This window comes from Micromonospora sp. NPDC006431 (assembly GCF_042870725.1).
Taxonomy (GTDB): Bacteria; Actinomycetota; Actinomycetes; order Mycobacteriales; family Micromonosporaceae; genus Micromonospora.
This window is the reverse complement of sequence record NZ_JBIAHQ010000003.1, coordinates 134,412-145,572: the sequence shown is the minus strand read 5'-3', so window position 1 is coordinate 145,572 and position 11,161 is coordinate 134,412. Positions and strand designations below refer to the sequence as shown.

13 protein-coding genes are annotated in these 11,161 nt (G+C 73.0%); 10 read left to right on the top strand and 3 right to left on the bottom strand.

Annotated elements, in window-relative coordinates; genetic code table 11:
- Nucleotides 1-35: 35 nt before the first annotated feature.
- The gene (locus ACFYM6_RS07100) at nucleotides 36-1,310 is read left to right on the top strand and encodes a VWA domain-containing protein (protein ID WP_387273077.1); all 1,275 of its coding nucleotides are present in this window, start codon (nucleotides 36-38) and stop codon (nucleotides 1,308-1,310) included.
- Between the two features lie 2 nt (nucleotides 1,311-1,312).
- Nucleotides 1,313-2,086 (top strand): peptidase, encoded by a 774-nt coding sequence (locus tag ACFYM6_RS07095; RefSeq protein WP_387273075.1) that lies wholly within the window; start codon nucleotides 1,313-1,315, stop codon nucleotides 2,084-2,086.
- A 54-nt stretch (nucleotides 2,087-2,140) separates the two neighbouring features.
- Here the strand turns inward: ACFYM6_RS07095 and ACFYM6_RS07090 are convergent, their stop codons facing one another.
- Complete coding sequence (locus ACFYM6_RS07090; protein WP_357437439.1) at nucleotides 2,141-2,410, bottom strand: hypothetical protein; 270 nt, start codon at nucleotides 2,408-2,410, stop codon at nucleotides 2,141-2,143.
- 188 nt (nucleotides 2,411-2,598) lie between these two features.
- Between ACFYM6_RS07090 and ACFYM6_RS07085 the strand changes: the two genes are divergently transcribed.
- Both ACFYM6_RS07085 and ACFYM6_RS07080 read left to right on the top strand, forming a co-directional pair.
- Entirely contained in the window at nucleotides 2,599-3,255 is a 657-nt protein-coding gene (locus ACFYM6_RS07085; protein WP_387273073.1) for a 4'-phosphopantetheinyl transferase, read from the top strand.
- Between the two features lie 75 nt (nucleotides 3,256-3,330).
- Nucleotides 3,331-4,341: a DUF4352 domain-containing protein gene (locus ACFYM6_RS07080; RefSeq protein WP_387273071.1), complete on the top strand. Its 1,011-nt coding sequence runs from the start codon at nucleotides 3,331-3,333 to the stop codon at nucleotides 4,339-4,341.
- Between the two features lie 168 nt (nucleotides 4,342-4,509).
- Here the strand turns inward: ACFYM6_RS07080 and ACFYM6_RS07075 are convergent, their stop codons facing one another.
- The gene (locus ACFYM6_RS07075) at nucleotides 4,510-5,388 is read right to left on the bottom strand and encodes a dihydrodipicolinate synthase family protein (RefSeq protein ID WP_387273069.1); all 879 of its coding nucleotides are present in this window, start codon (nucleotides 5,386-5,388) and stop codon (nucleotides 4,510-4,512) included.
- Between the two features lie 70 nt (nucleotides 5,389-5,458).
- Between ACFYM6_RS07075 and ACFYM6_RS07070 the strand changes: the two genes are divergently transcribed.
- From ACFYM6_RS07070 to ACFYM6_RS07045, 6 genes are all read left to right on the top strand, one after another.
- The gene (locus ACFYM6_RS07070; RefSeq protein WP_387273067.1) at nucleotides 5,459-6,346 is read left to right on the top strand and encodes a LysR family transcriptional regulator; all 888 of its coding nucleotides are present in this window, start codon (nucleotides 5,459-5,461) and stop codon (nucleotides 6,344-6,346) included.
- Nucleotides 6,343-6,825, top strand: a complete 483-nt coding sequence (locus tag ACFYM6_RS07065; RefSeq protein ID WP_387273065.1) for a hypothetical protein — start codon at nucleotides 6,343-6,345, stop codon at nucleotides 6,823-6,825. Before ACFYM6_RS07070 ends, ACFYM6_RS07065 begins: the two co-directional genes overlap by 4 nt.
- Nucleotides 6,826-6,853: 28 nt before the next feature.
- Complete coding sequence (locus ACFYM6_RS07060; protein ID WP_387273063.1) at nucleotides 6,854-7,312, top strand: GNAT family N-acetyltransferase; 459 nt, start codon at nucleotides 6,854-6,856, stop codon at nucleotides 7,310-7,312.
- 162 nt (nucleotides 7,313-7,474) lie between these two features.
- On the top strand, nucleotides 7,475-8,155 hold the full coding sequence (locus ACFYM6_RS07055) for a hypothetical protein (RefSeq protein ID WP_387273061.1): 681 nt from the start codon (nucleotides 7,475-7,477) through the stop codon (nucleotides 8,153-8,155).
- A gap of 260 nt (nucleotides 8,156-8,415) precedes the next feature.
- Nucleotides 8,416-8,874: a hypothetical protein gene (locus ACFYM6_RS07050; protein WP_387273059.1), complete on the top strand. Its 459-nt coding sequence runs from the start codon at nucleotides 8,416-8,418 to the stop codon at nucleotides 8,872-8,874.
- Between the two features lie 1,014 nt (nucleotides 8,875-9,888).
- Nucleotides 9,889-10,530, top strand: a complete 642-nt coding sequence (locus tag ACFYM6_RS07045; protein WP_387273057.1) for a hypothetical protein — start codon at nucleotides 9,889-9,891, stop codon at nucleotides 10,528-10,530.
- A 176-nt stretch (nucleotides 10,531-10,706) separates the two neighbouring features.
- Here ACFYM6_RS07045 and ACFYM6_RS07040 read toward each other — a convergent pair whose 3' ends face one another.
- Nucleotides 10,707-11,135: a DUF4396 domain-containing protein gene (locus tag ACFYM6_RS07040; protein ID WP_387273055.1), complete on the bottom strand. Its 429-nt coding sequence runs from the start codon at nucleotides 11,133-11,135 to the stop codon at nucleotides 10,707-10,709.
- Between the last annotated feature and the right edge of the window lie 26 nt (nucleotides 11,136-11,161).

Below are 11,161 nucleotides of genomic sequence, written 5' to 3'. Positions count from 1 at the left end.
GATCATCCAAAGTGGATCTCACTACACTTCGGCCGGTGATCAACAAGAGCAGATCGGCAGCTGTCCTCATCGGACTGCTGGCGACGACCGCGCTGTTCGGTCCGGCGCCCGCCCGGGCCGGCGACGACCCCGAAACCCCCGCCGAGCCGCCCAAGGTCGAGCTGGTCCTCGACGTCAGCGGCTCGATGCGGGCCCACGACATCGACGGGCGCAGCCGGATCTCGGTCGCCCAGCAGGCGTTCAACGAGGTCGTGGACGCGCTGCCGGACGAGACCCAGCTCGGCATCCGGGTGCTCGGGGCCACCTACCGGGGCAAGGACAAGAAGCAGGGCTGCCTCGACACCCAGCAGATCGTGCCGGTCGGCCCGGTGGACCGTACGCAGGCCAAGGCGGCCGTGGCCACCCTCCGGCCGACCGGCTTCACCCCGGTCGGGCTGGCGCTCCGCTCCGCCGCGCAGGACCTCGGCACCGGCAGCACCGCCCGCCGGATCGTGCTGATCACCGACGGCGAGGACACCTGCGCCCCGCCCGACCCCTGCGAGGTGGCCCGCGAGCTGGCCGCCCAGGGCACCAAGCTGGTCGTCGACACCCTCGGCCTGGCCCCCGACGAGAAGGTGCGCCGGCAGCTGCTCTGCATCGCCGGCGCGACCGGCGGCACCTACACGGCGGCACAGAGCGCGGACGAGCTGACCGGCCGGATCAAGCAGCTCGTGGACCGGGCCCGGGACACCTACACCGCCACCCCGACGGTGGTCGGCGGGTCGGCCGAGTGTGCCAACGCGCCGCTGCTCGGCCCCGGCGTCTACACCGACCGGGAGGCGTTCTCCGAGCACCGCTGGTACCGGGTGCCGGTGCGTCCCGGCCAGGAACTGCGAGCCTCGGTCAGCGTCGCACTGGACCGGCCGGTCAACCCCGACTACGGCGTACTGCTGCGGGCCACCGCGACAGACGGGCGGGAACTCGTCCGGGGCGTGGACGCCGGCAGCGGGCGGACCGATGTGATCTCCACCGGCCTGCGCTGGTCCGCGGCCGAGGACACCCCCACCCCGGGCCCCAGCGGTACCCAGACCGCCGAGACGGTGTGCCTCGTGGTCAGCAACTCCTTCGCCGCCCGCCCCGGCACCCAGGTCACCCCCGGCATGCCGGTGGAGCTGACCGTCGACGTGGTCGCCGCGTCCCCCGCCCCGGACGGGCCGGACCTCGGCCGCGGCTGGGCCCTGCTGCTCCTGCTCACCCTGGCCGGGCTGGTCACCGGACTGGTCGCCGGGCTGCTCACCCGCTGGTGGGTCGCCACCTGGACGGAGAACTGAGGATGCGTACCCTGATCCGCTCCGCGGCGGCGCTGGCCGCCGTCGGGCTGACCCTCACCCCGGCCGCCGCCTCGGCCGAGCCCACCCCGTCGCCGGGTGCCGCCACGGTCACCAAGGCCGGCACCTCGTTCCTGACCGCCACCGCCATCGCCGCCGGCCAGCCGGTCCAGGTCGGCGCGTCGACCGGCGACCACCTCTACTGGTCGTTCCGCGCGGAGGCCGGGCAGACCCACGAGATCGGCGCCAACGTCGCCTTCCCGAAGGGCCGCACCGGCCCGTCCACCTGGACCGTCGAGGTCTTCGACGGGCTGCGCCGCCGGCAGGCCTGCACGGCCGGCGCACAGACCCCGACCGCCGACGCGACCGCGACCGGCGTCACCCTCGGCTGCACGCTGCGCCGGATCCGGCCCTGGGCCGAGCCATGGTCCGGCGACCCGCTGCCGGGCACCTACTACGTCCGGCTCTCCGTGACCGAGCTGCCCGAGCCCGACCTGGGCCTGCCGATCGACGTGGACCTGCTGGTCAGCGTCGACGGCGATGGCGGCGCGTCCGGCGACGACGGGAAGCTGGCGACACCGCTGGTGCCCAACACCCGGGCCGGGGCGCTGCTCACCGCTGAGCCGACACCCGAACCGGTCGCCGAGGAGGAACTCAGCCTCACCGGCTGGCTCCCAGAGGCCGGCTCGCGCTGGGTCTGGACCACCGCCGGTGGCGTGCTCGCCGCCGTAGCGGGCGTGGTCGGCTTCGCACTCACCCGGCGACCCCGCCGACCCTGACCCGCACCCGGTGGCCGCCGCGGACCCGAACGCGGCGGCCACCGGAGGCGACGGTCAGGTGGTGCGCGGGCTCCGCGGCACCCAGCCGATGAACCGGTCCTGAAGCGACGACACCGGCACGGCTCGCAGGTCTCGGGTGGCGGCGGCCAGGCAGGAGCCGAGGTAGACGGTCAGCGAGGCGCGGTCCACCCGGTATTCGGCCAGCAGCCGGCTCCGCTTGGTGGTGCACGGCCAGTCGTCGCCGCAGGAGTTGCAGGTCCAGTCGGGGGTCACCGGCGTGTGCTCGTCCGGCTGCGGTCCCGACGCCTCCGCACCAGGCGTCATCGGCTGTTCCTTCCCATGTGGACGTATTTGCTCCTGGAGGTTCCCCGCCCCGTTAACTCCCCTACAGCGTCCCGGGACGCTCCGCCGTTACATCGCTGCGGTACGTTCACCGTCCATGGCCGCCGTCAACTTCCCCAAGGGGGCAGAAGTCCCTCCCTACCTGTGCCAACGCGCATCGGGGGCGAACGATGCGTGACCTCCTGCCACCGGCGGTCGCGGTGGCCGTGGCCGGCCCCGGGGACTGGTCCGGCACACTGCTCCCCGCCGAGTCGGCCTGCCTCAGCGACCACGCGGTGGAGAGCCGGCGCCGGGACTTCACCGCCGGCCGGATGTGCGCCCGCCGGGCCCTGGCCGGACTCGGGCTGCCGGCCGCCCCGGTCCCGTCGGCGCCCGACCGGTCCCCGGTGTGGCCGGCCGGGGTGGTCGGCACCATCACCCACACCCGGGGTTACTGCGCGGCGGCCGCCGCCCGGGCCACCGAGGTCCGCTCGGTGGGCATGGACGCCGAGCGCCACCGGGAGCTCAACCCGGGGGTACGCCGAGCGATCTGCCTGCCCGAGGAGGAGGCGGACCTGGCCCGGCTGCCGGCCGGCGTCCCCTGGCCGACCGTGCTGTTCAGCATCAAGGAGACCGTCTACAAGGTCTGGCACCCGGTCGTCGGGACCTGGCTGGACTTCCACGACGCCCGGGTCACGGTCGACCCCGAGGCCAGGACGTTCACCGCCCGGATCGCCCCGGCGCGGCTCGCCGCGGCCCCGGCCACCGATCCACCGGCATCGGTCACCGGCCGGTTCGCGGTGGACGCCGAACTGGTGCGCAGCGCCGCCGTCCTGGAACCCCGGTGACGTCCTGACGGACAACTTGGCGGCGGCTTGTACCGTCTTCCCGACTGAAGAGCTTCGAAGGCGCCAAGGAGACCGGTGAGCCACCCTCAGCCTCCGTTCGGGCCGCACGACCCGAACCAGCAGCCCCCGGAACCGCCGACCCAGCCGTTCCCCACCGCGCCGATGCCGCCGGTGCCGGGCAGCCCGTACGCGCCCCCGCCCGCGCCGGACAGCCCGTGGGCACAACAGCCGCCGGTCTCCGGGGCACCACAGCCGCCGATGTCGCCGGCACCGTACCCGCCGCCGGCCGCCCCGCAGCCGCCGACCACGCCGTTCCCGCCGGTCGCGGGCGCGCCGCAACCGTCGTACCCGCCGACCTCCGGGACGCCCTACCCGCCGCAGCCGCCGAGCTCCGGGACGCCGTACCCGGCGGGTGGGGCGTACCCGGCGGGTGGGGCGTACCCGCCGGCGCCCGGCCAGCCGTTCGGCGCGCCGCCGGTCAAGAAGTCCAACAAGAACGTCTGGATCATCGTCGGCATCATCGCGGCGGTCCTGTTGCTGCTCTGCTGCGGCGGCGGCATCTTCGCGATCTACAGCGGCGCCAAGAAGGCCCAGGACGCGGTCGAGAGCCTGCCCACCCCGGCGGTGTCCTACGACGCGCCCACGCGTGGGGCGGAGCCGACGCCGGAGGCCGGGCAGACCGACGGCGAGACGTTCAACATGAAGCCGGGCGACACGCTGATCATCAACGACGACGACGGCACGGTCGAGATCACCGTCAGCAACTTCCGGACCAAGGACAAGGCCTGCCAGGCGTACATGCCGGGGCCGAAGAACGGCATGTACCTGATCGCCGACGTGACCGCCGAGGTCACCAAGGGCACCGGCTCGGTCAACCCGTTCTACTTCAAATGGATCGGCGCCGACGGCAGCGAGGCGAACGGCGTGGCGGGTGCGCTCTCCGGGTGCGGCAAGCTGCTCGGCTCGGGCAACGACCTGGCGAGCGGCAGCAAGCGCACAGGCCAGCTCGTCTTCGACGTCAAGGACAAGAACGGCACCCTGGAGTACGAGCACCGGCTGGAGACGGCCGGCTCCTGGAAGCCCTGAGCCGCGATGCCCCGCACGGGGGCCGGTCCCATCCCGGGACCGGCCCCCGTCACCGTCCTCCCGCGGCACGTCCAGCCGGCCGGGAGCCAGCCTGTCGAGCACGACCGCCGTCTCGTCGGCAATCCGGCGCACCAGGGCCCGGACCAGCGCGGGTGCCGTCGATCGCGGTCACGCCGGCACCCCGGTCAGCTCGTCCACGCACCGCAGGGCCCGCGCTGTAGCCGCTGGCGTCGCCGGCAGCAGCGGCGGACGGACCGCCGGCGTCGGGATGCGTCCTCGGGCGTGCAGTACCGCCTTGATCACCGACGGGTTGGGTTCGGCGAAGAGCGCCGCCGAGAGGGTGGCGAGCCGGTGGCCGAGCGGCCGGGCGCGGGCGACGTCCTCGGCCTGCCAGGCCGCGATCAGCGCGGCGTAGTCGGCGGTGGCGACGTGCGCCGAGGCGAGGATGCCGCCGTGTCCGCCCAGGGCGAGCAACGGCGAGATGTACGCGTCCTCGCCGCCGAGCACCGCGCAGCCCGGCGGTACGTCGGCGAGGAAGGCGACGGTGTCCGCGTCGATGCCGCCGACCGCGTGCTTGATCCCCACCACCCCGGGCAGTCCGGCCAGCCGGTGCAGCACACCGGCGGAGAGCTGCTGCCCGGTGCGGTACGGGACGTGGTAGACGACCAGCGGCAGCGGGGACGCCTCGGCCAGCCGGGCGAGGTGGGCGAGCACGGCCTCCTCGCCGGGCCGCAGGAACGGTGGCACCAGGCAGAGCGCCGCCGTGACCTCGGGCCGTTCGGCGAGCGCCCGCAGCGCGTCGATGGTGTGCGCGCCGACAAGGAGGCCGGCCCGGCGCTCCCGGCAGACCGCGGCGACGGCGTCGACCACGCGACGCTGTTCGGCGTCATCGAGCGCGTGCGGCTCGCCGGTGGTGCCCAGGGCGACGAGGCCGGCGGCCCCGGCTGCCAGCACCTCGTGGGCGAGGGCCGTCAGCACGTCGACGGCGACGGCGCCTCGCTCGTCGAACGGCGTGATCAGCGGTACGTACAGTCCGGTCGGTCTCATACCTCCAGCCTGCGACCGCAGACAGTGAAGAACCAGTTCCGGTTACTCAACGGATACGTAAGCTGAGCTTATGCTCGACGTCCGCCGCCTGCGCCTGCTGCGTGACCTGGCCCGGCTCGGCACGATCGCCGCCGTCGCCGAGGCGCACACCTACACGCCGTCGGCCGTCTCCCAGCAGCTCGCCACGCTGCAACGGGAGGCCGGCGTCCAGCTGCTGGAACGCGCCGGCCGCCGGGTCAACCTCACCCCGACCGGAGAGGCGCTGGTCCGGCACACCGAGGTTGTCCTCGCCGCTCTCGAGGCGGCCGACGCCACCCTCGCTGCCGCCCGCGGCGGGCTCTCCGGCACGGTACGCATCGGCGCGTATCCGAGCGCCGTGCGTACGCTGCTGCTGCCGGCCCTGGTCGCGCTGGCCCGCGACCATCCCGCGCTCGACCTGATGGTCACCGAGCTGGACCCGGTCGCCGTGCCCGACGCGCTGCGCGACCGCCGCCTCGACGTGGCCCTCGTGCACGACTACGACATCGTGCCGGTCGAGCCGGACCCGGCGCTGGATTCGGCGCCGCTCCTCGACGAGCTGGTGTTCCTCGCCCTGCCGGCCGGAATGGACCGCGACCCGGACGGCGACCCGATGCACCCGGTGCGCGACGCGGAGTGGATCGTGGGTAGCCAGGGAACGCTGTGCCACTCGCTTGCCCTGCACGCCTGCGAGCTCGCCGGCTTCCACCCGGCCGTGCGCCACCATGCCGACGACTTCGCCGCCATGCTCGCCCTGGTGGCCGCCGGCCAGGGCGTCGGGCTGGTGCCCCAACTCGCCGTCGGGCAACCGCCCGCCGGGGTCCGCCTCGTACCCCTCGCCATCAAACGACGTACCCGGGTCGCATACCGGAGGGGCGCGGGCGGCCACCCGGCGGTGGCTGCCTGCGTCGCGGCACTGCGGGCCGTCAACCACACGTGACGAACAGGCGGCCGAGCGAGACCGGGATCACGGCTGCCGCCGGCATCGCCCGCCGGGCCGGCATCCCCCTGCTGGGCACCTGCGGCGGGATGCAGTTGGCGGTCACCGAGTTCGCCACCGAGGTGGCCGGCCTGGCGGAGGAGGAGGTGCTGGTTCCGCTGTCGTGTTCCGTCGGCGGCGACGAATGCGTGGTCAGCGCGACCAAAGGCTCTCTCTTCGCACGGGCGCTGGGAGGGGAACGGACCACGGAGCGGTACCACTGCTCGTACGGGTTGAACCCGGCGACGACGCAGCGGTTGACCGAGCACGGCCTGCGGTTCACCGGGTTCGACGAAGACCAGGTCGTACGGGTGGCGGAGCTGCCGGGACACCCGTTCTTCCTCGGCACCCTGTTCCAGCCCGAACTGGCGGACGGCGCCGAGCCGCACCCGATCATCCGGGCATGGGCCGCCGCAGCCGCGGCGCGGAGGCATGGTTAGCCGGCGAGACGGATCATGGGAGGTTGGGATGCAGGCTCGGGTACGGCCGGCGACAGCGGCCGACGCTGCGGCGTTGGCCGGCCTGCGATGGCGACGGCTGACCGAGGAAGGCAGCTACGCCGGGACGGACCGCGAGGCGTTCCTGGCGGCGTTCTCCGCCTGGATCGCCGATCATCTGTCGACCCACCGGCCGTTCCTCGCCGAAGTGGACGATGAGGCGGTCGGCATGGCCTGGCTGATGGTCGCCGACCGGGTACCCACTCCGGCGCGGCGACATCGGCGCAGCGGCGATGTCCAGTCGGTGTACGTGGTGCCTGAGCGGCGCGACGGCGGGATCGGTGCGGCGCTGCTGGAGGCCGTGCTGGCCGAGGCGGGCGGGTTGGCGCTGGAGCACGTGACCGTCCACTCGAGTGACCGGGCGGTGCCCTTCTACGAGCGCCTGGGCTTCCAGCACGACGAACGCCTGCTCGGCTGGAAGCCGTCGTAGATCGGCTCGGCCTGCCGATCGTTCCTCCCGCTGCCCGACCTGCAATCCCACGGTCGGTCAGCTCATCTGGCAATCCGGACATCACCCGGCGTCGAAGCGCCGACACAGGTGGTGGCCGATTAGCCTCTGGCAATAATTGAGGCCGCAAGCACACTGGGAGGGGTGACCTACCAGCCCCCGCAGGACCCCTGGCAACCGGTGCCGCCTCCCCCGCCGCCGCCTCCGTCGCCGTGGCAGCCGACCGCCCAGTTCGGACCGGTTCCGCCGCGCCCGACGGCGCAGACCTCGGCTGCCGGCCGGCACGAGGTGCACGGCTGGGCAACGGTTCCGGTCGGCGTCAAAGGCGCCCCTGGCAACGGTCCGAGGCGGCGCGTCACCCGTGGGCAGAAGATCGCCGGTGGCGTCCTGGGACTGGTCCTGCTCTGCTGCTGCGGCGGCGGCCTCGCCGCCATAGGCAGCTCCGGTGACGACAAGCCGGCCGCCAAGGAGTCGGCAGCAGCAGCGCGAGCGCTGGCCGAGCCCGCCGTCTCCCAGCCGGAGAGCCCCCTGCCGTCGACCGAGTCGCCGAGCGTGGCGCCCACGGCCGGGTCGCCGAGTCCCGCGGCTACGACCAGCCGGCCGAGCCCGGCGCCGAAGCCGACGCGGAGCAGCCCCAAGCCGACACCGAAGCGCACCACCAGCGCCCCGCGCACCACCAAGCCGACGACGTCGTCAACCCAGAAGGGCGTCCATCCCGGCGCTTTCTGCAAGCCAGCCGGCGCATACGGGTTTACCAGCACCGGAAAACTGATGCAGTGCAAGACGTCGGCCACGGACAGCCGGCTGCGCTGGCGTGCCGCCTGAGCTGTGCAGAGTCCGGTTTCGTTTACGGAGGCCGTTCCCGTTAGGGGGCGGCCTCTTTCGTCATTCAGACCGGGTCACCGATCGCCAGGCCGCGAACAGCCAGGCCGGATCGTCGCCCGCCACGTCGGTCAGCGGTCCGCCGTCCAGGCGCCCGGCAGCTCGATCGACCAGCCGCCGTCGAGCTTCACCCGCATCCTCTCAGTCTCTCGGCACGGCTCCGTCCGTCAAGCGGGAGAGCGCTCTGCTTACTCTTGCGGGCCATGCGCCACCTTCGAGACCTGGCCGTCCGCCTCGCCCTTGGCGAAGCGGTCGGTGACGAGCTGCCGATGGCCGCGGCGACGGCCCTGGTCGAAGGGGCCGACTCGCTAGCGTTGCGAGAGCTGGCCGGCCTGTCCAAGGGCGAGTCACGTGAGGCGGTGGACCTGTTCCGGGTGGCGATGGGGCAGCTGGGCAAGCCGGTCCCGGACGGGCGCGGAGCCCGGCTACACCGCATGCGGGAAGCGGCGGCGACCATCCTCGACGGCGCCGGCGACCCGGAGGAACTGGCCCACGAGATCTACTGGCAGGCGTGCTACTCCGGGTCGCCCGAGCTGCGCCGGGTGGGCGACCGCTTTCTGGAGCTGTACGCCGGCTGGGGCGTCACGCATGCCGACGCGGAGGCGTCGGAGGCGGCCATGCGGGCGGCGGCGGAGTCGTTCCTCCGGGCCCACCCGGCCTGAGTCGGGCCCACCGCGGCGCGCAGCCGGCTGGCATGCCACTCCGGTCGGAGCGCGAACGCAGATGCTGTCCGATCGGCCACTGCCGATTGTTTCGTCCGCAAGCACACTGGGTCGGTGACGCACCAACCCCCGCAGGACCCCGGGTACCGGCACCGGCCGGCGCCCCCGCCCTACCAGGCGCCAACCGCCCAATTCGAGGCAGTCCCGCCTGACCCGACGGCGCAGGATCCGGCTGCTGGCGGAAACGAGCAGCAGGGCTGGCTAACGGCCCCGGGTCCGACCAAGGTCGTTCCTGACAACGGGCCGAAGCGACGCGTCACTTCCGGGCAGAAGGTCGCCTTGGGCTTCCTCGGACTGGCCCTGCTCTGCTGCTGCGGTGGCGGCCTGGCCGCCATCGGCAGTCCCGATGACGACAAGCCAGCCGCGACGCCGTCCGCTTCGGCGGAGCGGGCCATGGCTGGCCCTGCTGTCTCCGACTCGCTGAGCCCCACGCCTACGACCGAGTCGCCGAGCCCGACGGCCACCACCAGGTCGCCGAGTCCCAGGGCTACGACCAGCAAGCCCAGCCCGACGCCGAAGCCGACGCGGAGCAGCCCCAAACCGGTGCCGACGCCCAGCACGTCCCGCACGACCAAGCCGACGACGCCACCAATTCAAGTCGGCGTCCGTCCCGGCGCTTTCTGCAGTCCGGAGGGCGCTTACGGGCTCACCGAAAAGGGCAGGCTGATGCGGTGCCAGAGGTCGGCCAAGGACGGCCGGCTGCACTGGAGCGCCGCTTGAGTTCACAGCAGCGGAATTTCCTCCGCGGAGGCCGCCCCCGTCCGGGCGGCCCAATCGCACCGCCGTACCCGTCAGTGGCCTCACCCTGCACCGCCAGCTCCGGGCGGCCTGGCCGGCCGGCAGCTCACCGGCCCCGCCCGCGACCGCTACGCGATCGCCCGGCATTCCAAGCAGGGATAGCGGCATCCGCGACCGGGACCGCGAAGAATGCCGGACACCGGTAGCGTGCCCATCGTGCGCGAGGAGACGGGCGGGCAGCAGGTGTCTGGGTCGGCCGGCCGGCCGCCCGGCATGGGCGAGGCGCCCGTGATCGACCTGGACGCGCCGTCCAGGCATGCGCGGCCTCCGCTTTCCCACCAGGATCCGCTATGGCACCCCTGGCGCAGTTTCCGATCGGCGCATGTCCCGCTGCCACTGGTCCTGGCGCTGCTTGCCGGCGCGGGAGCCGTGGCTGGCGTCGGCACCTACCAGTGGCAGGCGCGGCAACAGCGCTTGGCGGATGAGTCGGTTGCCGCGGTGCTGGTGCTCGGGAAGAACGAGGTGGCGGGCGGCGAGCGCGAGGGTTCACTGGTCCGGGCGGAATCATCGGTGATCGTGGTGAACCATGGCCCCTTGCCGGTGGAGGTCACCGACATCCGCGCGTCGAAGGGCGGCCTCGGCCTCTCCTCGGTCAGATCCGATGTGGTGCGGCCAGGGGCACAACCGTTCAGCGTGCGGCTGACGCTCGATTGCACGGCCAGAATGTCGAACGAACCGGTCCCGGTCGTGATATCGGTCCGCACGGAAGACGGAACGTCCCGTCAGGTCACCTCCAGGATGGCAGCCACACCCTGGCAGGTCGCCTTCGGCGGGATGTGCCCGCATCCCCCGCGCTGAGCCACTCCGCGTGACGATCACCTGTCGAGGTCAGAGTTGCCGCCCGTGTCACCGTAGACGTTCTGCACAGGCCGCTTCCGGCCATCCCGCCGCCACCGATGACGGCACCCGTGCCCGATGCCGATTCGGCCGGGCGCCACGAGCGCGGCGACGCCCGGCCGCCTTTGCGGTAACGGTCAGTGGGCGTGGTGGTAGTGGTGCACCACGGCATGGCCCTTGCCCTGCGAGATCAACCATCGGTTGATCGGAGTGGTGAGCAGGAACGCGACCAGCAGTGAGGCGGCCAGCGCGGCCCAGAACAGCAGGCTGGTCAGGCCCGCATCCATGGCGCCAGGCACGGCCACCATGAACGCGTTGTCCAGCAACTCCATGACGGCGATGGAGATCGTGTCGGCGGCCAGGGCCACCTTCAGCGCGGCACGAACGCCGACCCCGGCACGCAGCACCCCACGCATGGTCAGCCCGTAGCCGAACACGAAAGCCAAGGCGATCGACAGCACCACGGTGGCGGCGTTGTGCAGGCCCAGGCTGGTGCCGATGACCATGCCGAGCACCTCACCGATCGCGCAGCCGGTGAGGCAGTGCAGCGTCGCCGCCGCAGCCATCGCCCACGTCGCAGTCGTCTTCTCGC